Here is an 18,941-nt window from a genome sequence, read left to right on the forward strand (position 1 = left end):
GGCGCCTCGGACGGCAGGCGGTCAGATCAAGCGCGGGCGACTACTCTAAAATGAGACCGTTTTCCGCTTTGCGCCGTCTTTGCAGACCTGGTCTGTTCACAGGCTACTTTCCATGTCCATCGATCACTACGAGAATTTTCCCGTTGCCTCGCTGCTGCTGCCGCGCAGGCTTCGCGGCGCCGTGACCGATATCTACCGGTTCGCCCGCGCCGCGGACGACATTGCCGACGAAGGCAGCGCGACCGACGAGGAGCGCCTGGCCCAACTGGCCGCGTTCCGCACCGAGTTGCACCGCATCGGCGCCGAACCCGGCACGCCCCCGGCGCCCGGCTTGCCGCCCCTGTCCGACATCTTCGCGCCGCTGGCGCAGACGATCGCCCGGCACCAATTGCCGATCACGCCCTTCTACGACCTGCTGTCCGCCTTCGAGCAGGACCTGACCGTCAAGCGCTACGACGACTACCCTGCCCTCATGGACTACTGCAGTCGCTCGGCCAATCCGGTCGGGCGCCTGATGCTGCACCTTTTCCAGGCCAGCACGCCACAGAACATCACCGAGTCCGACGCCATCTGCACGGGCCTGCAGCAGGTGAACTTCTGGCAGGACGTGCGGGTGGACTGGCACAAGCACCGCGTCTATCTGCCACAGGAAGACCTGCGCCGCCACGGCGTCTCGGACGAAGACCTGGCCGCCTGCCGCCTTACGCCCGCCTGGCGCGAGCTGATGGCCTTCCAGGTCGAACGCACGCGGGCGCTGCTACACTTCGGCGCTCCGCTGGCGCGCCGCCTGCCCGGCCGCATCGGTCTGGAGCTGCGCCTGGTGGTGCAAGGCGGGCTGCGCGTCCTGGAGCGGATCGAGGCGAGCGGCTACGATGTTTTCATGAATCGCCCCGAATTGGGCGCCAAAGACTGGGCCATCATGTTGTGGCGCTCCATCAAGTAACAGGCCGTGCCTAATGACCCCTGACGAGTATTGCCAGGAAAAAGCCGCCAAAAGCGGTTCCAGCTTCTACTATTCCTTCCTGTTCCTGCCTCCCGAGCGCCGGCGCGCCATCACGGCCCTGTACGCGTACTGCCGCGAAGTGGACGACGTGGTCGACGAATGCACCGATCCGTCGCTGGCGCGCATTAAGCTCGCGTGGTGGCGCACGCAGGTCGACCAGATGTTCGACGGCAAGCCCGATCACCCCGTGACGCGCGCGCTGCAGCCGCATCTGGAGACCTGTTCGATCACCCGCGCCCGCCTGCTGGCCGTGATCGACGGCATGGAAATGGACCTGGACCAGACCCGCTACCTGGACTGGCCCGGCCTGCGCAAGTATTGCTGGCATGCCGCCGGCGTGGTGGGTGAGCTGTCCGCCGGCGTGTTCGGCTATTCCGACCCCAAGACGCTGGTGTACGCCGAAAAACTGGGCCTGGCGTTCCAGATGACCAACATCATCCGCGACGTGGGCGACGACGCGCGCCGCGGCCGCATCTATATCCCGGTCAACGACATGCAGCAGTTCGAGGTCAAGGCCTCGGACATCCTGAATGGCGAGTATTCCGACCGCTTCAGCGCGCTGATGAAGTTCCAGGCCGACCGCGCCCGCGAGCTGTACCGCGAGGCGATGAGCAACCTGCCCGAGGCGGACCGCCGCGCGCAGCGGCCCGGACTCATGATGGCCGCCATCTACCACGCGCTGCTCGACGAGATCGAGCGCGACAACTGGCAGGTGCTGCACCAGCGCATTTCGCTCACGCCCCTGCGCAAACTCTGGCTTGCCTGGAAAACCTGGGTGGGCGGCGGACGCGGCCTGGTCCGCCGGTTGGCGCGGTGAAGGCGGCAGTCATTGGCGCAGGCTGGGCCGGGCTGGCGGCCAGCGTCGCCCTGCGTGAAGCCGGCGCGAAAGTCACGGTGTTCGAGGCCGGGCACACCCCGGGCGGACGCGCGCGGCGCGTCTTTCACGACGAATTCGAAGCGCCGCTGGACAACGGCCAGCACCTCTTGTGCGGCGCCTACAAGGAAACGCTGGCGCTGATGCGCCGCGTGGGCCGCAACCCGGACGCCCTGCTGATGCGGCGCCCCTTGCGGCTTGCCAGCCTGGACGGGCGCTTTCACCTGTCCGCACCTCGCATTCCGGCGCCGCTGAACATGGCCCTGGCCGTGCTGCGTGCGCGCGGCCTTTCGTGGGGCGACCGGTTTGCGATGCTGCGCCTGATGCGCGGCTTGAAGACCATGTCCTGGACGCCGCCGCGCGACTGGACGGTGCTGCATCTCTTGCACTATCACGCGCAGTCCGACGTGCTGATCCGGCAGGTATGGGAACCGCTATGCCTGGCCGCGCTGAACACGCCGATCGCCACGGCCAGCGCCGTGCTGTTCGCCCGGGTGCTGCGCGACAGTCTTGCTGGCGCGCGCGAAGACAGCGATCTGCTTTTGCCCTGCACCGACCTGTCGGCGCTGTGGCCGGACGCCGCCGCCCGCCAGGTCACCATGCGGTATGGCAGCACGGTGCGCCAGCTGCATCCGTCAGCCGATGGCATCGACATCAACCAGGAGCGCTTTGACGCCGCCGTGCTGGCCGTGCCGCCCACCTACGCCGCGCGGCTGCTGGACGGCCCGCTGCGCAAGGCCGGCGCCACCGGGCTGCTCGATGCGCTCAAGGCCTTCGACTACCTGCCCATCGCGACGCTGAACATCCGCCTGGCTAGCCCGTGGCGCTTGCCCGAGCCGATGATGATGCTGCGTGAGGACGCGGCCCGCGGTCATGCCGGCCAGTGGGTGTTCGACCGCGCCCAGCTTGCCGGCGACACCAAGGCCGGCGAACTGGCGCTGGTGGCCAGCGCCGCGGTCGGCATGGGCGAACGCAACCGGCGGCAAGTGATTGAAGCCCTGATCGACCAGGTGGCCGAACAGGCCGCCGCGCATCCGCTCAGGCTGCAGCCGATGCCGGACGTGTCGGCCGCCGAACTCTTCATTGAAAAGCGCGCGACGTTCGCGGCGGTGCCAGGACTTATCCGCCCGCTGAACTCCACGCCGTGGCCCACGCTGGCGCTGGCCGGCGACTGGACCGACACGGGCTACCCCGGGGTGCTGGAAGGCGCCGTGCGCAGCGGCTTGCAGGCCGCTCGCGTGCTCAACCCCCGCGCGGACTGAAAAGACCGGGCGAATCGCGCATCGCCCTTGTCTTGAAAGGGCCGGTCAGCCGGCCTGCTGGTCGAACAGATCGGCTTGGCGCGGGTCCGCCGGGGCCAGCTCATAGCCGATCTGCTCGGCGACCTCGCGCAGGATGTTCTGCGCAAGATTGAAGGCGGTATTGGCCGCCGGCACGCCGGCATAGATGGCGTTCTGCAGCAGCACTTCCTTGAGCTCGTCGGGCGTCAGGCGCGAGGCATCCTGCGCCGTCAGCGCGGCGCGCACGTGCAGCTCGAATTCTTCCCATCGGCCCAGCGACAACGTCACCGCCAGCACCATCATGCGCCGCGCCTTGTGCGGCAGGCCGGGGCGGCTCCAGATGTCGTGCCAGGCGTAGCGCGTGATCATGTTCTGGTAGTCGGCGGTGAACGTGGTGGCGCGATCCAGCGATCGCTGCACCCATGCATCGCCCAGCACGGCGCGGCGGTTCGCCAGGCCGCGTTCGAAATCGTCTTGCCGGCTCATCGGGTCAATCTCCATTCGGATCGGGGGGCTGGCGCGTGCAAACGATGCCGCGCCCGCCCCCGGAGGATCAATTCACCTGGATGTTATTGGTTTTCACGACCTCGGCCCAGCGCGTCTGTTCCGCGTCGACAAACTTGGCGAAGTCGGCGGCGCTGCTGCCGACCGGCGTCAGGCCCAGCTTGGCGAGCTTCTCGCGGGTATCGGGACGCGTCAGCGCCTTTTGCACGAGTTCCTGCAGCTTGGCCACCACTTCCGGGCTGGTGCCGGCCGGCAGGAAGAAGCCATTCCACTCGACCACGTTGAAGTTCTTGATGCCGGCTTCGCCCACCGTTGCCACATTGGGCAGTTCGGGCATGCGCTTGTCCGACGAGACCGCAAGCGCCTTCAACTTGCCGCCGCTGACGTAGTTCAGGCTGGAGGCGGCGTTGGCGAAGTAGACGTCGACCTGACCGCCCATGACGTCCACGATGGCCGGTGCGCCGCCCTTGTAGGGCACGTGCACCATATCCAGGCCCGCATCCTTCTTAAGCAGCTCGGCGGCCATCTGCGCAAGGCTGCCCGGTCCATAGGACGCAAACGTCAGACGGCCGGGCTTGGCGCGCGCGGCATCAATGAAGTCCTGCAGGTTGTTGAAGCTGGAACCCGGCGCGGCCACCAGGATGTTGGGCACGCTGATGGCCTGCGAAACCGGAATGAAGTCCTTCTTGGCGTCGTAGGGCAGCTTGCGCAGCACCGGATTGATCGCGAAGGACGACGCGTCGAACAGCACCGTGTAGCCGTCCGGTTTGGCCCGCGCCACGAACGCCGCGCCGATGGAGCCGCTGGCGCCGCCCTTGTTCTCGATCACCACGCTCTGGCCGGCGACCTCGCCCATGCCTTGCGCGATGATTCGCGCGGCGTTGTCCGCACCGCCACCGGCGGAATACGGCACCACCACGGTGATGGGCTGCTCCGGATAACCGGCGGCGTTCGCGGTGCCAAATGCAGTGGCCAGGCCGATGGCGGCTGCCAGCGGGCGAATGGCGGCCAGGGCCGTGCGACGGGTTTTCTTCATGTGTGCTCCTCGGGTCTCCCCTGCGGGGATGTTCAATCGTTCAAGGGTCGTAGCGCGATCCGTCGTCAGACGGTCGCGATGGGATTGACCGGCGCGCCTACCAGACCGGGCACGTACATGGGCGCCGCGGTCAGGAAAAAGGCATGCCGGCCGTGCTGGCGCAACCATTGCGCCAGCGGGGTCAGGTGCCAGAGCTCGCCCAAGGGCAGGCCCAGCTTGAAAAGACATTGCTCGTGCAGGGGCAGCAGCGCGCCCTTGCCAGCGTCCAGGTGATGGTTGCGCAGTTCGACCGCGTGGTTGTCGGCGGCGATGGCCGCGATGCGGCTGTCCTTGATCCACGCCAGCAGGTCCGCATCGGCGCCGTCCAGCACGCAGCAGCTCGTCTTCAGCCGCTCCTGCTCGTCATCGCCCAGCGTCAATGCCAGGTCGGCCAGACCGGTATGCAGGCACAGCACATCGCCGGGCCGGACCTCGACGCCATCGGCGCGCATCACGTCCATCAGTTCGCGGTGGGATACCTTGCGCTGCGCATCGCCAAAATGCGCGCGCAGGTCCACCATGACGCCGCGCCCCTGGATACCGTGGCGCGCCATCGGCGCAATCGACAGGTCGCGCGTGCCGGTAAAGCCTTCGGCGGCGGGCTCGCTGACCGTGAAGCCGTTGTAGCCGGTGGGCTGCGGCTGGCCCGTGCCGTGGGCGTCGTACATGGAACCCACGTGGCCCAGCGCGTCCCATTGCGTGGAATATTGCGGCGACAGCGTGACGCGGTCGTCGCTGATGACGTCCGTGGCGCCCGGCACGTCGCGGTCCAGCGGATAGCGATAGACCGGCACGCCGTTCTTCTCGGCCGGCTGGATCACCGGCCCCTTGCGGCGCGGATTGAGCACCGGCGCGCGCGGCACGGTCAGCGGCAGGCTCAGCGAGAACGACATGCCCGTGCGGATCTCGGCGACGGCGGCCAGGCGCGCCTGGCTGTCCAGATGGTTCAGCGTTCCCAGCTGGTCTTCGCTGCCAAAATCGCCCCAGTTCGATCCATCCGGACGGCGCAGATACCGTTGCGCTGCATTCATGATTTGTGTCTCCTCGCCCTTTTCCCCGGACGATGCCTGTCTTGTTTGTTACGGCTTATTGCACCACGGAGGCGTGCAGCAAGTGGTCGATTTCGTCCGCTGTGTATCCCAGGGCGGACAGAATTGTGCGGCTGTGCTCGCCCAACGCCGGCGCGGCGCGTCCGGCGGCGTCTTGTTCGGCCTCATGGGCGCCCACTTGCGCGCCATCCTGCACGGCTCCGCCGAAGTGCGCCCATTGCGCCAGCCCGAGATAGTTGCCCGCCTGCTCGCTGCGATAGGGGCGCATGAATCCCATCGCCTGCACCTGCGGGTGGTCGAACATGTCTTCAACGGGCCGGACCTCCGCGCACGGCACGCTCTGGCCAAAGCGCTCGGCCCATTCGCGGGCCGAGGCCCGCGCCAAGGCCTGGCGCACCAGCGGCACCAGCACCGCCGCCTGCGCGGCGCGCTTTTTCACCGTGTCGTAATCGGGATGCTCGGCCAGATCGGGCAGGTCCAGATGGCCGCACAGCGCGCGCCAGAAGTGCGGCGTATTGGCCGAGATGTAGAGATGGCCTTCGCGCGTGGGATGGATGCCCGTGATCCCGCCCGAGCGCATGTCGCGTTCGATGCGGCGCGGTTCGCCCTCGGCCCACACCAGACGGGCCGATTGCATCGCCAGCGCGCTGCCCAGCAGCGACACTTCGATGGCCTGCCCCCGCCCGGTTTTCTCGCGCTGATAGAGCGCGGCGGACACACTGTTGGAGATCAGCGCGGCGCCGTAGTAGTCGACCACCGATCCGTACAGCACTTCGGGCGGGCCGTCGGGCTTGGCTTGCGCCGCGCACATCCCAGTCATGGACTGCAGCACCTGGTCGTAGCCGGCGTGGCGCGCCATCGGACCGGCCGCGCCGTAGCCCGTCATCGCGCAGTAGATCAGGCGCGGGTTGATGGCGGCCAGCGTCGCGAAGTCGATGCGCAGGCGTTCGGGAACGCCTGGCCGGAAGTTGTGGACCAGCACATCGGCCTCGCGCACCAGCCGGACCAGCACCTCGTAGCCCGCCGGGTCCTTCAGGTTCAGGCACAGGCCACGCTTGTTGCGGTTGATCCCCAAAAACGCCCGGCTCTCGGCCGGCAGCGTCGACGGGTACTTGCGCAGGTTGTCGCCTTCGGGCGGCTCGACCTTGATGACGTCCGCGCCCATGTCGCCCAGCAGCGCGCAACCGTAGGGGCCCGCGATGTAGGCGCTCAGATCCAGGACCTTGACGCCGGCGAGCGGCAGTTGACCCGGGGTTTCAAATTCCATCATGCAATTCATCCGATAAATGGCTCGGCCGCGCGTTGCGCAGACCGCTTCAGGCGGCCCGCCCGGCCGCCAGCAACACGTCGCGGGCGCGGCGCACGAAAGGCGCGTCGATCATCTTGCCGTCCAGCAGAAAAGCGCCCACGCCCGCCTGGGCCTCGCTCGCGGCGACGATCCGTTCGGCCGCACCAATCTCTTCGGCGCTGAACCCGAATACCTCGTTGGCGATGGCGACCTGGCTGGGATGCACGCAGGATTTGCCCAGAAAACCAAGGGATCGCGCCAGTTGCGCCTCGGCGCGAAAGCCCTCGCCATCGCGCACCCGGGCGTAGGCGGCGTCCATGGCGTACTTGCCCGCGCAGCCGGCGCCAAGGCGCAACGCCAGCATCACCGCGCGCAGGGTTTCGGGCTGGTAGCGGTCGATGCCCAGCGGTTCGAACAGGTCGGCCAGCCCCAGTTGCAGGCCGGCAACGCGCGGATGCGCCGCTGCCAGCTCCGCCGCGCGGGCCAGCGCCTGCGGCGTTTCCACGGTGACCAGCAATTCGCCCTCGAAGCCGGCCTGCGCGGCGCGCGCAGCGGCCTCGCGAAGCGCATCGGCGGACTCGACCTTGGGCAGATTCACCATGTCGATCGGCAAGCCGCCCAGTGCATCCACGTCTTCGGGGAAATACGACGTGTCCGCCGCATTGACGCGGACGATAATTTTCTTGGGATGTTCCGACTGCGCCGCAAGGAATGCGGGCGAGGCCAGCCAGTCGGCCAGCGCTTGGCGCGCCGCCGGCTTGCGCGAGGGCGCGACGGCGTCTTCCAGATCGAAAGACAGCGCATCTGCTTCGCTGGCCAGGGCTTTGTCGAATAGTTCCGGGCGCGACGCCGGCACAAAAAGCTTGCTTCTCATTGTGGTCTCCTGGCCGCATTGTGATCGCGCAGGCGCTTGCCAGGGGAAAGCGGGCATACGATAAAAAGATAGAATTCCTATCATCATGAATACCGACTTCTTGCACACGCTATCCGCCGTCGCCCAGCACGGCTCCATGGCCGAGGCCGCGCGCCGCCTTGGCTTGACGCACGGCGCCGTGGCGCAACAGGTACGCAAACTGGAACAGGAACTGGGGGTGCCGCTGGTCGCCCGCGCCGGGCGCACCGTGCACCTGACAGCCAAGGCGATCGAGCTGATCGGACCGATACGCGAGGTCCTGGAACGCATCGAAAAGATCCGGTACCTGGCGCGGTCCGGCGAGATGATGGGCGAGCTTCGGCTGGGCGCCGGCAACACGGCGTTGAACTCGATGGTGCCGGCCATTCTGGAACACCTGGTCGGACGCCATCCGCTCATCAGCGTGGAGATCCAGCCCGGGCATTCCGCCCGCTTCTATCCGGCCATCGAAAGCGGCGAGCTGGACGCCGCCATCGCGCTGGAGGCGCCCTACCCCCTGTCCAAGAGCCTGGGCTGGCAGTTGCTGCGCGAAGAACCCTATGTCCTGGCGGCCGCCCCGCGCCATGCGGGCCGGCACCCGCACAGCCTGCTGACCGCGGAGCCGTTCATCCGCTACCAGCGCAGCGACTGGAGCGGACGCCATGTCGACGACTACCTGCGCCGGGTCGGCATCACGCCGCGCGACCGGTTCGAGCTGAACGCGATCGAATCGATCGCGGTCATGGTGAGCCGGGACCTTGGCGTGGCGATCCTGCCCCGGTCCACCAACGGCACGATCGAACGGCTGGGCCTCTTGGCTTTGCCACTGCCCGAGCACTGCGAGCCGCGCCGCTTTGGCCTGATCTGGTCGCGCGTGTCGCCGCGCCTGGCGCTGATCCAGGCTTTCCGGGACATTGCCATCATGGAATACGCCAAGGCGCCAGGAACGGGCAACGCGCCCGTGCAATGACCGCAGGTAGGGCAAACGCGCTGGCGCGCCCAGGCCAGTCTTCCTATACTTGTATTGTCCTCAATACAACATATCAGGAGACAACTCATGCCGGGACTGCATCGAATCGCCGCGGGCTGCGCGCTATTGGCCGCATGCGCCATGCCGCTGGCCCCCGCCCTTGCCCAGAACGACGCCATCAGGCTGGTGGTGGGCGCGCCGCCGGGGGGCACCACCGACACCGTGGCGCGCAGCATTGCGCAGCACATGGCGCTGGACCTGAAACGCCCCGTGGTGGTCGAGAACAAACCGGGCGCGGGCGGCAACATCGCCGCGGACTACGTGGCCAAGAGCAATCCCGACGGCAACACCTTGCTGGTCACGTTCACCAGCTTCTCCATCAACGCGACGCTCTATCGGAACCTGCCCTTCGACCCCGTGGCCGATTTCACGCCCATCAGCATGCTGGCCAACGTGCCCAGCGTGCTGGTCGTGCGCAAGGACTTCCCGGCGCGCACCATGCCGGAGTTCGTCACGCTGGTAAAGGCCAGCCCCGGCAAGTACACGATGGCGCTGGGCGCGATCGGATCCTCTCTGCACATGGCCGGCGAGCGCATGAAGATGATGGCGGGCCTGGACATCCTGAACGTGCCGTACAAGGGCACGGCGCCCGCCATCACCGACCTCTTGGGCGGTCAGGTGGACATGATGTTCGCCAGTTCGCTCAATGCGCTGCCGCACATGAAGAGCGGCGCATTGCGCGCGCTGGGGGTGTCGAGCCCGAAGCCGCTGCCGCAGTTTCCCGGCGTGCCGCCCATCGGCGATACCATCACGGGTTTCGAATCGAACGCGTGGTTCGCGCTCTTCGGTCCCGCGAAGCTCCCGGCCGACAAGCTGGCGGCGCTGAACGCGGCCGCGCGCAAGGCCGTCGATACGCCGTCGTTCCGCAAACTGCTTGAGGGCGAGGCCGCCACCGCCGTGAGCAGCAGTCCGCAGGAACTGGACGAGTTCGTGCGCCAGGACATCGCGCGCTACGCCGAGATCGTCAAGTTCACCGGCGCGACCGTCGACTGAACCCAACCAGGAGTTCCCATCGTGCCCGCCAGCCCGCTACCGCTTTATCACAAGGTCTATCTGCTGCTGAAGCAACGGCTGGAAGCGGGCGGATTCGCCACGGACAGCGCCATGCCGGGCGAAAACGCGCTGGCCGCAGAATACGGCGTGTCGCGCCTGACGGTCCGGCGCTCGCTCGATGCGCTGGCATCCGATGGCCTCATCGAGCGGCGCCAGGGGCGCGGCACCTTTGCCGTCGCGCCCGCCACATTCGGGGCGCCGCAGCATGGCGCGGGCATTGACGCGCTGATGGCGCACCTGGCCCGCATGGGCATGCACACCCAGGTGCGCCTTTTGGAACTGGACACCGCGCCGGCCACGCCGCTGGTGGCCGCGCGCCTGGAACTGCCGCCGGGCGCCCTTGTGCAGCGCGCCGTGCGCGTGCGCAGTCACGAAGGACAGCCGTTCTCGTACCTGACCACGTTCGTGCCGGACGACATCGGCCGGCGCATCCGCCGCAAGGACCTGGGCGCCAAACCCCTGCTCGCGATCTTCCGCGACCTGGGCGTGCACGTGGCGCGGGCAGAGCAATCGATTTCGGCGGTGCTGGCCGAGCCCGGCATCGCCGAGCTTCTGGACGTGCCGGTGGGATCGGCCCTGCTCAGCCTGCATCGCTTGGTGCGCGATGCGTCCGGACGACCGGTGGAATGGCTGCATGCCCGTTATCGGCCGGACCGCTACGAATACCGCATGGACATGCAGGCGCACGACATGCCCGGCCAGCCCACGTGGCTGCCCGCGCCCGTCGCCACGCCCTCGGACGGCGCCTGACCACCGCAAATGGTGGCGGCTAACGCAGCAGGCTGACCGTGGCCAGGCCCGCCGCCGTCAGCGCCAGCGACCCGGCCAGGCTGAATCCGGCGTAGCTCAGCGCGCTGACGTACGCCCCGCGTTCCAGCATCGCCACGGTTTCCGCCGAAAAGGTCGAGAACGTGGTCAGTCCGCCCATGAAACCCGTGATGGCCCCCAGCCGCACCCACGCCGGCCATTCCGGATGCCCGGCCACCAGCGCCAGCGCCACGCCCACCAGGTAACCGCCCGCAAGATTCACCGCCATCGTGCCCCACGGCCAGGAGCCGGCATTGAGCCACAGGCCCATCAGCCAGCGGGCCCAGGCGCCCAACATGGCGCCCAGGCCCACGGCCAGGAAATTCAGGGGAACCAGCGTTTGATAAGCGGACATGGAGTTCAGGCGTTGCCGTGTTGTTTGAGACGCAGGGAAAAGACCAGCAGCAGTATGCCGAAGAACACGGCGTAGATGCCGATGACCCACACCAGCGCCAGCGCGCCGGCGCCCGGCTGAACGATCAGCATGGCGCCGAAGACCACCGACACCAGCCCGGCCAGGCCCAGCAGCCATTCGTTGCGGATGGCCTTGCGAAAGCGCACGGCGGCGATGATCTGGAACACGCCCGCCACGATCGCCCAGATGGCGATGATGTAGAGCAGGATCAGCGCGGTAAGGCCCGGCCATAGGAAGGTGACGATGCCGGCGCCCACGCCCAGCAGGCCCACGACGATCAGCGCCCACAACGGCTTGCCGTTGTCCCGGATGCGCAAGCCGGCGATCAGCGCCAGCACGCCGTCCACCAGCGCAAACGCGCCCCACACCAGCACCAGCGCCGACAAGGTGATGGCCGGCATGAACATGGCCATGAACCCGAACAGGATGGCGACGACGCCGCGAAGCGCCACCCACCCCCAATGACGACCGATTTGATCCACGACTTGCTGTTGCAGCATGACGACCTCCGGTGTTTGCAAAGGGTGGCCTATCTTAGCCCCGCCGGGCAGCGCGCGCACCCGGCAACCCGCGTTCAGCTTTTGTTCAGACTCGGCGCGGCAGCCATCTCCGGCCGAAATCGATTGAAATTTTCGCGTGCGCGGGAGCCGGTCTTTTTTAAGAGTAATTCTCATTAAATGCTAGAATCCGCCCGCTTCCCGCCTGACATTCCATGGACACCCAACCCGCTCCCCGACGCCGCGCCTACTGGCTCAAGACCCTGCATCAGTGGCACTGGATCAGCGCTGCGCTCTGCATGGTGGCGATGCTGCTGTTCGCCGTGACGGGGCTGACCCTGAACAACGCGTCGCACATCGAATCGAAGGCCGTGGTGACCAGCCGCGAGGTCCGCCTTCCCGACGCCGAGCTCCAGCAGCTTGCCGCCACGCCCACGCAAAAAAAGGCGCCCCTGCCCGCCGCCGTCGCCGCCTGGCTGGACGACGCGCTGGACGCCTCGACGGCCGGCAGGCCCGCCGAATGGTCCGCCGGCGAGGTCTATCTGTCGCTGCCCCGCGCGGGCGGCGATGCCTGGCTGTCCATCGACCGCGCCAGCGGCGACGTGGAATACGAGCGCACCGACCGCGGCTGGATCTCGTACCTGAACGACCTGCACAAGGGCCGCAACACGGGCCTTGCCTGGAGCTGGTTCCTGGACATCTTTGCCGTCGCCTGTCTGGTGTTTTCACTCACCGGGCTGGTGCTGCTCAAGATGCACGCCGGCAACCGCAGCGCGACCTGGCCGATGGTGGGCCTGGGTCTCGTGATTCCGCTGGTGCTGGCGCTGCTTTTCATCCATTGATTCCATCGATACGCCCTGGAGATTTCCATGCGCAAGTTGCTGTTGCCGGCGCTGCTCGCCGGCCTGATCGCCCGAACGGCCCACGCGGCAGACATCGGCCTGTCCATCGAGGTGCCGCGTCTGGACGTGGCCGAATACCACCGCCCGTACGTGGCGATCTGGATCGAGAACCCCGACCAGAGCGTGGCGGCCGACCTGGCGGTCTGGTACGACGTGGCCAAGAAAAACAACGAAGGCACCGAATGGCTCAAGGACATGCGCCAGTGGTGGCGCCGCAGCGGCCGCAACCAGCAGTTCCCGGTGGACGGCGTCAGCGGCGCGACCAAGCCCGCGGGCAAGCACGCGCTGTCCTTTGACGCGGCCAGCAAGCCCCTGTCGCAACTCAAGCCGGGACAGTACGCCGTGGTGGTCGAAGCCGCGCGCGAAGTGGGCGGCCGCGAACTGGTGCGCATCCCCTTCCAGTGGCCGCCGCAAAAGGCCGAGCAACTGGCCGCGCGCGGCGAACACGAACTGGGCGCCATCGCGCTCGACCTCAAACCCTGACCCCGCCCTAAAGGAACGCAACGATGAAAACCGCCGCCAAACTGGCCGCCGCGCTGGCGCTGTGCCTGCCCTTTGCCGCCCACGCGCATGACGTCTGGATCGTGCCGTCCTCCACCGTGCTGTCGGGCACCGATAGCTGGATCACCGTGGACGCCGCGGTCGGCAACGACAAGTTCTACTTCAATCACGCCCCGCTGCGCCTGGACGGCCTGACCGTGACCGCGCCGGACGGCAATGCAGCCGAAGCCGAGAACATCAACCGCGGCAAGCTGCGCAGCACCTTCGATCTGCAGCTCAAGCAGGCCGGCACCTACCGCGTGGCCGTGGTCAACGACGGCGTGTTCGCACGCTGGAAGGAAGACGGCAAGAACAAGCGCTATTTCGGCAAGGCCGACGGACTGGCGCAGGCCGTCCCGGCCAAGGCCGATGAGCTTGAAGTGTCGCAAAGCCTGGGCCGCGTCGAAACCTTCGTGACCGCGGGCAAGCCGTCGGCAGTCAAGCCCGTGGGCCGCGGCCTGGAGCTGGCGCCCGTGACGCACCCGAACGACCTTTTCACGGACGAAGCCGCCACGTTCCAGATGCTGCTGGACGGCCAGCCCGCCGCGGAGCTGGACGTGACCGTCGTGCCGGGCGGCAGCCGCTATCGCGACAAGGTCGGCGAGATCGCGGTGAAGACTGACAAGGACGGCAAATTCTCGATCAAGTGGCCGCAGCCCGGCCTGTACTGGATCGAAGCCGGCATGGAAGACGCCAAGGTCACCGTGCCGCAGGCCAAGAAGCGCCGCCTGTCGTACGCGGGCACCGTCGAAGTGCTGCAACCGTAAGGCAGCGGCGCGCGTGGCCAATGCCCCTTCCTATGCGCCGCGCTGCGCGGCGGCGCCCGCCGTTCGCATCGCCTATGGCGCGATGCCCGCGCGCCCGGCCGCATTGGCCGGCGCCACCATGGGCACCACATGGTCCGCACGCATGGCGTTGCCCGCGGGCGTGGCCGACGCGGCAGCGCGGGGCGCCATCCAGGCCGCGCTGGATGACGTGGTCGCGCAGATGAGCACATGGGAGGCGGACTCCGACATCAGCCGCTACAACCGCGCCGCATCGGGCTGGCAGACGCTGCCGGCCGAATTCTTCCATGTGCTGCGGCATGCGCTGATGCTGGCCCAAGACAGCGGCGGCGCCTACGATCCCACCGTGGGACCGCTGGTGAATGCGTGGGGCTTCGGTCCGCACCAGCGCGCCTTCGAACCGCCCTCGCCCGCCGCCGTCCAGGCCGCGCGCGACCGGTGCGGCTGGCAACGTGTACCGCTGGACGAAGACCGCCGCGCGGCTTGGCAGCCCGGCGGCGTGTATCTGGACCTGTCGTCCATCGCCAAGGGGTTCGGCGTGGACCGCGCCGCGTTGGCGCTTGATGCCTTGGGCATCACCGATTACCTGGTCGAAGTCGGCGGCGAATTGCGTGCGCGCGGCAAACGTCCCGATGAACAGCCTTGGCGCGTGGCCATCGAGGTGCCCGACGCCAGCGACGACCATGCACTGGCCTTGCCGCTGGAGAACTGCAGCATCGCCACGTCCGGCGACTACCGGCGCCACGCGGGCGACGGCGATGCGCGCTACGCCCATACCATCGACCCGCGCACCGGCCGGCCGGTGCGCAATGCGGTGGCGTCCGTGACGGTGCTGCATCCTGTCTGCATGCAGGCCGACGCGCTGGCCACCGTGCTGACGGTGCTGGGCGACACCGACGGGCTGGCCTACGCGCGCCGCCATGGTCTCGCGGCGCTTTTCATTCTGCGCGGGGAAGACGCCTGGCGCGTCGTGGCCACGCCGCAGTTCGAGGCTCTGGCCCTTGCGCCCTGAATGCTCATGTTTTATACCCGGTTGATTGCAGCGGCGTGCGTGGTGCTGGCCTGGCTGCTGCTGTGCCTGTGGGCCTGGCGGCGCGCCCGCCGCCAGGACGCCCAACATGCGCTTGCGCTGCAGGCCCTTGGCGCCCCCGCGCCCGAAGACGCCGTGCTGGTCGCCTATGCCAGCCAGACCGGCTATGCCGAGTCCCTGGCCACGCAGACCGCGGAATCGCTGCGCGCCGGCGGCCTGACCGTGCGCGTCGCCTCGCTGGACCAATTGGACATTGCACGGCTGGCGGCGTACCGGCGCATGCTATTCGTCGTCAGCACCTACGGCGAAGGCGATCCGCCCGACGCGGCGGCGGCCTTTGCCGGCATGATGCAAGCAACCCCGCAAGGCGCCGCGCTGGCGAGCGCGCACTACGCCGTGCTGGCGCTGGGCGACAGTGAATACGCGCATTTCTGCGGCTTCGGCCACCGGCTGGACGACTGGCTGCACGCGCACGGCGCGGCGCCGCTCTTCGACCTGGTCGAGGTGGACAACGACGACGCCGCCGCGCTGCGTCATTGGCAGCATCACCTGGGCTTGCTGGCGGGCCGCAGCGACCTGCCCGACTGGGAAGCGCCGGTCTACGACACCTGGCGCCTCGCCGGCCGGACGTTGCTCAATCCCGATAGCCAGGGCGGGCCCTGCTACCTGCTGACGCTGACGCCGCCTGCCGGCCGCCCCGCGTCATGGCAGGCGGGCGACATCGCCGAGATCGGCCCCCGGCGGGAACGCGGCGGCGACGTGCAGGCGCATCGCGAATACTCCATCGCTTCATTGCCCGCTGACGGCGCCATCGAACTGCTGGTGCGCCAGATGCGCGGCTCGGACGGCGTGCTGGGGCTGGGCAGCGGATGGCTCACGCACATTGCGCAGCCCGGCGACGACATCGCGCTGCGCGTGCGCGCCAACCGCAATTTCCATCCGCCCGAGGACGGCCGTCCGCTGATCCTGATCGGCAATGGCACGGGTCTAGCCGGCCTGCGCGCGCTCATTAAGGCGCGCCGCGCGGCCGGGCACCTTCGCAATTGGCTGGTTTTTGGCGAGCGCAATGCCGCCCATGACCGGTTCTGCGGCGATGAAATCGACGCGTGGCGGCAAGACGGCACGTTGGCGCGCGTGGATTGGGTGTTCTCACGCGACCAGGCCGAACGCCGCTACGTGCAGCATTGCCTGCGCGAACAGGCCGGCGCCCTGCGCGACTGGGTGGACGCAGGGGCCGCGGTGTACGTCTGCGGCAGCCTGCAAGGCATGGCGGGCGGCGTGGATGCCGCGCTGCGCGAGATCCTGGGCGAGGACCGCCTGCAGGCGCTGCAGCATGCCGGGGGCTACCGGCGCGACGTGTACTGAACGCGCGCCGGGTTGCCCGGACCGGTTACTGCAGCTTGATCTGCGCGCGGTCGATCACCGTCTTCCAGCGATCGCGTTCGGTGCTGATCTGCTCGCCAAACTGCGCCGGCGTGTTGCCCAGCGGAAACGCGCCCGTCTCTTCCATCTTCGCTGCGGTCGCCGGATCACGTACCGCGCGGGCAAAGGCGTCGGCCAGCTTGTCGCGCACGTCGGCCGGCATGTTGGCCGGACCCACCACGCCGTACCACGCCGTCACGTCGTAATCCTTGTAGCCTTGCTCGGCAAAGGTCGGCACGTCCGGCAGGCGCGGGTTGCGCGCCGTGCCGGTGATCGCCAGCGCCTTCAGGTGATTGCTCTTGACGTAGGGCAGCGACGACGGAAAGTTGTCGAAGATCACCGGCACCACGCCGCCCACCGTGTCGGTCAGCGCAGGCGCCGAACCGCGGTACGAAATGCTGTTCATCTTGCCGCCGATGATCTGCAGGAACCAGATCATGCCCAGGTCGTTCACGCCGCCCGCGCCCGCATTGGCGTAGCCGTCCTTGCCGGGATTGGCGCGCACGTGAGTCACGAATTCGGCCAGCGTCTTGGCCGGAAAATTCGGATTCACGCTGAGGATGTTGGGGCTGGTCACCAGGTTGCTGATGGGCGTGAAGTCCTTGACCGGGTCATAAGCCAGGTTGGGAAACAGGTGCGGCGCCGTGCCATGCGTGCTGACGGTGGCCAGCCCCACGGTGTAGCCGTCCGGCTTGGCGCGCGCCGTGGCGGTCATGCCGATGGTGCCGGACGCGCCGGTGCGGTTTTCGACCACGATCTGCTGGCCCAGGATCTCGCCCGCCTTGGCGGCGGCCACGCGGCCGACGATATCCGTGGGGCCGCCGGCCGGGAACGGCACGATCAGTGTGATCGGGCGGTCAGGAAAGGCAGCGTGGGCGGCCGGCAGCGCGGCGGCCAGCGCCAGGGCGGCGCAAGTCTTGCGGAACATGATGGTGGATCTCCTGGAACGGCTGTTGTTATGAAAGGGGTTGCGCCGCGGCCGGATCGCGGCGAAGGATGCGGCCGGGCCGCGGCATGTTCGCCTCGGCCGGATATACAGGTGTGCCATTGACCAGCACATGCGCCACGCCATCGGACGCAAGCGTGGGCGCTTCCCACGTGGCGCGGTCGATCACCGTCTCGGCATCGAACACCACGATGTCGGCCCATGCGCCCACGGCGATCCGGCCGCGGTCCGTCAGGCCGAAAACGCGGGCGGGCAATGCGGTCATCTTGGCCACCGCCGCCTCCAGCGTCACCAGACGGGCCTCGCGCACATACCTGCCCAGGACGCGCGTGAAGCTGCCCCATAGCCGGGGATGCGGATGCGCGTCGTTCGGCAGGCCATCGGAGCCCACCATGCAGCACTCGTGCTGGAAGATGCGGCGCACTTCGTTCTCGTCCATCGCGAAGTAGATCGCGCCCGCCGGGCACAAGCGCTCGGCCGCCACGGTCTTGTCGCATCCCCAGCGCGCCGCGATATCGCTCAGGTATTCGCCGTTGCACTCGGGATGCGGGGTCGACCACGTGATGCGAATGTCGTCGATGGTGTCGGCGCGCTCGGGGATCAGGATGGTCGAGCTGCCGGGATAAGGGTAGATGTCCAGCGCCACGTCCACGCCCTCGGCGCGGGCGCGGTCGATGTTGGATAGCGTGGCGGCGCTTTTGCCCCAATTGCGCGGCATCATGCACTTGTGATGCGACAGCACGGTGGCGCAGCCGGTGTTGCGGCCGATGCTCAGCACCTCGTCCACGGCGGCCTCGACCGCATCGCCTTCGTTGCGGATATGGCTGGTATGCATCGCGCCCCGCGCCGCCGCCACGCTGGCCAGACCTTCCAGTTCGGGCGGTTGCGCCGCGCCCCCTGGCTGATAGGCCAGGCCGGTGCTGAAGCCCACCGCGCCGGCGTCCAGCGCGTCGGCCAGCATGCGCTGCATGGATTCCTGTTCGGCGGCGGTCGGCTGCGCCGCCGGGTCGCGCATCGCGGCAAGGCGCAGATTCGCGTGCCCCACCAGCGCAGCCACATTGATCACCGGCTGGCGCTCGCGCAATTCATCGAAGTAGGCCTGCATGCTGGCGAACAGCGGCGTCTCGCCCAGCAGCGCCAGCGCGGCCGCGGTATTGCCGGGCAGCGGCGCAGGCGCGCCACTTACGCCGCAGTTGCCCACCACCACCGACGTGACGCCCTGGCTGGTTTTCCAGGCAAGGTCCGGCTTTTCCACGAACATCAGATCGTCATGACCATGCACGTCGATGAAGCCGGGCGCCACGATCTTGCCGGTGGCGTCCACGCGCCGGGCGGCCTTTACTGCCGACAGGTCGCCGATGGCCGCGATGCGTTCACCCGCCACGCCCACGTCGGCGCGCTGGCGCGGACCGCCCAGCCCGTCGATGAGCCAGCCGCCTTCGATGATCAGATCCAGAGTGCCCTGCATGGTGTTCCTGCCTTGATGAAGGCCCTAGTATCGTCGGCGCGATCAATCTGGAAAAATTGTTTTTATTAATCCATCTATCGC

At 68.0% G+C, this 18,941-nt stretch carries 20 protein-coding genes; 11 read left to right on the forward strand and 9 right to left on the reverse strand.

What is annotated here, in order from left to right; all coding sequences use genetic code 11:
- Positions 1 to 112: 112 nt before the first annotated feature.
- The 3 genes from hpnC to hpnE are packed head-to-tail and all read left to right on the forward strand — an operon-like array spanning position 113 to position 3,139.
- Entirely contained in the window at positions 113 to 943 is an 831-nt protein-coding gene (gene hpnC / locus HV786_RS06810; RefSeq protein ID WP_128828556.1) for a squalene synthase HpnC, read from the forward strand.
- Between the two features lie 13 nt (positions 944 to 956).
- Complete coding sequence (gene hpnD, locus HV786_RS06815; protein ID WP_056324191.1) at positions 957 to 1,820, forward strand: presqualene diphosphate synthase HpnD; 864 nt, start codon at positions 957 to 959, stop codon at positions 1,818 to 1,820.
- On the forward strand, positions 1,817 to 3,139 hold the full coding sequence (gene hpnE / locus HV786_RS06820) for a hydroxysqualene dehydroxylase HpnE (protein ID WP_175210379.1): 1,323 nt from the start codon (positions 1,817 to 1,819) through the stop codon (positions 3,137 to 3,139). Before hpnD ends, hpnE begins: the two co-directional genes overlap by 4 nt.
- Before the next feature lie 45 nt (positions 3,140 to 3,184).
- Here the strand turns inward: hpnE and HV786_RS06825 are convergent, their stop codons facing one another.
- From HV786_RS06825 to HV786_RS06845, 5 genes are all read right to left on the reverse strand, one after another.
- Complete coding sequence (locus tag HV786_RS06825; protein ID WP_128827561.1) at positions 3,185 to 3,643, reverse strand: carboxymuconolactone decarboxylase family protein; 459 nt, start codon at positions 3,641 to 3,643, stop codon at positions 3,185 to 3,187.
- A 67-nt stretch (positions 3,644 to 3,710) separates the two neighbouring features.
- Positions 3,711 to 4,697 (reverse strand): Bug family tripartite tricarboxylate transporter substrate binding protein, encoded by a 987-nt coding sequence (locus HV786_RS06830; protein WP_128827560.1) that lies wholly within the window; start codon positions 4,695 to 4,697, stop codon positions 3,711 to 3,713.
- A 65-nt stretch (positions 4,698 to 4,762) separates the two neighbouring features.
- Positions 4,763 to 5,767, reverse strand: a complete 1,005-nt coding sequence (locus HV786_RS06835; RefSeq protein ID WP_128827559.1) for a cyclase family protein — start codon at positions 5,765 to 5,767, stop codon at positions 4,763 to 4,765.
- 55 nt (positions 5,768 to 5,822) lie between these two features.
- Entirely contained in the window at positions 5,823 to 7,052 is a 1,230-nt protein-coding gene (locus HV786_RS06840) for a CaiB/BaiF CoA transferase family protein (protein ID WP_128827565.1), read from the reverse strand.
- A 49-nt stretch (positions 7,053 to 7,101) separates the two neighbouring features.
- Positions 7,102 to 7,947, reverse strand: coding sequence for an HpcH/HpaI aldolase/citrate lyase family protein (locus HV786_RS06845; protein WP_175210381.1), 846 nt, complete (start codon positions 7,945 to 7,947; stop codon positions 7,102 to 7,104).
- Between the two features lie 85 nt (positions 7,948 to 8,032).
- Between HV786_RS06845 and HV786_RS06850 the strand changes: the two genes are divergently transcribed.
- The 3 genes from HV786_RS06850 (at position 8,033) to HV786_RS06860 (ending at position 10,798) form a co-directional block, all read left to right on the forward strand.
- Positions 8,033 to 8,935 (forward strand): LysR family transcriptional regulator, encoded by a 903-nt coding sequence (locus HV786_RS06850; protein WP_128827655.1) that lies wholly within the window; start codon positions 8,033 to 8,035, stop codon positions 8,933 to 8,935.
- Between the two features lie 87 nt (positions 8,936 to 9,022).
- Positions 9,023 to 9,988 carry a tripartite tricarboxylate transporter substrate binding protein gene (locus tag HV786_RS06855; RefSeq protein WP_128827656.1) on the forward strand — a complete coding sequence of 322 codons (966 nt, stop codon included), beginning with the start codon at positions 9,023 to 9,025 and terminating at the stop codon, positions 9,986 to 9,988.
- 21 nt (positions 9,989 to 10,009) lie between these two features.
- The gene (locus tag HV786_RS06860; RefSeq protein WP_175210383.1) at positions 10,010 to 10,798 is read left to right on the forward strand and encodes a GntR family transcriptional regulator; all 789 of its coding nucleotides are present in this window, start codon (positions 10,010 to 10,012) and stop codon (positions 10,796 to 10,798) included.
- A gap of 19 nt (positions 10,799 to 10,817) precedes the next feature.
- Here HV786_RS06860 and crcB read toward each other — a convergent pair whose 3' ends face one another.
- Positions 10,818 to 11,210: a fluoride efflux transporter CrcB gene (gene crcB / locus HV786_RS06865; RefSeq protein WP_056324169.1), complete on the reverse strand. Its 393-nt coding sequence runs from the start codon at positions 11,208 to 11,210 to the stop codon at positions 10,818 to 10,820.
- A gap of 5 nt (positions 11,211 to 11,215) precedes the next feature.
- Positions 11,216 to 11,770 (reverse strand): HdeD family acid-resistance protein, encoded by a 555-nt coding sequence (locus tag HV786_RS06870; protein WP_128828557.1) that lies wholly within the window; start codon positions 11,768 to 11,770, stop codon positions 11,216 to 11,218.
- A gap of 212 nt (positions 11,771 to 11,982) precedes the next feature.
- Between HV786_RS06870 and HV786_RS06875 the strand changes: the two genes are divergently transcribed.
- Genes HV786_RS06875 through HV786_RS06895 form a run of 5 tightly spaced genes read left to right on the forward strand, consistent with a single transcriptional unit; the run spans position 11,983 to position 16,389 of the window.
- Positions 11,983 to 12,609: a PepSY-associated TM helix domain-containing protein gene (locus HV786_RS06875; RefSeq protein WP_175210385.1), complete on the forward strand. Its 627-nt coding sequence runs from the start codon at positions 11,983 to 11,985 to the stop codon at positions 12,607 to 12,609.
- A gap of 27 nt (positions 12,610 to 12,636) precedes the next feature.
- Positions 12,637 to 13,152: a DUF2271 domain-containing protein gene (locus HV786_RS06880; protein WP_128828558.1), complete on the forward strand. Its 516-nt coding sequence runs from the start codon at positions 12,637 to 12,639 to the stop codon at positions 13,150 to 13,152.
- 23 nt (positions 13,153 to 13,175) lie between these two features.
- Positions 13,176 to 13,976 (forward strand): DUF4198 domain-containing protein, encoded by an 801-nt coding sequence (locus tag HV786_RS06885; RefSeq protein ID WP_128828559.1) that lies wholly within the window; start codon positions 13,176 to 13,178, stop codon positions 13,974 to 13,976.
- A 13-nt stretch (positions 13,977 to 13,989) separates the two neighbouring features.
- The gene (locus HV786_RS06890) at positions 13,990 to 15,006 is read left to right on the forward strand and encodes an FAD:protein FMN transferase (protein WP_420809628.1); all 1,017 of its coding nucleotides are present in this window, start codon (positions 13,990 to 13,992) and stop codon (positions 15,004 to 15,006) included.
- A 6-nt stretch (positions 15,007 to 15,012) separates the two neighbouring features.
- The gene (locus HV786_RS06895) at positions 15,013 to 16,389 is read left to right on the forward strand and encodes a sulfite reductase subunit alpha (protein WP_175210387.1); all 1,377 of its coding nucleotides are present in this window, start codon (positions 15,013 to 15,015) and stop codon (positions 16,387 to 16,389) included.
- 25 nt (positions 16,390 to 16,414) lie between these two features.
- On the opposite strand, the gene HV786_RS06900 is transcribed toward HV786_RS06895, so the two are convergent.
- Both HV786_RS06900 and HV786_RS06905 read right to left on the reverse strand, forming a co-directional pair.
- Positions 16,415 to 17,374, reverse strand: a complete 960-nt coding sequence (locus tag HV786_RS06900) for a tripartite tricarboxylate transporter substrate binding protein BugE (protein WP_056324159.1) — start codon at positions 17,372 to 17,374, stop codon at positions 16,415 to 16,417.
- Between the two features lie 28 nt (positions 17,375 to 17,402).
- Positions 17,403 to 18,860 (reverse strand): N-acyl-D-amino-acid deacylase family protein, encoded by a 1,458-nt coding sequence (locus tag HV786_RS06905; protein ID WP_175210390.1) that lies wholly within the window; start codon positions 18,858 to 18,860, stop codon positions 17,403 to 17,405.
- Positions 18,861 to 18,941: the final 81 nt, after the last annotated feature.

The organism is Achromobacter mucicolens (genome assembly GCF_902859725.1).
GTDB lineage: Bacteria > Pseudomonadota > Gammaproteobacteria > Burkholderiales > Burkholderiaceae_B > Achromobacter > Achromobacter mucicolens.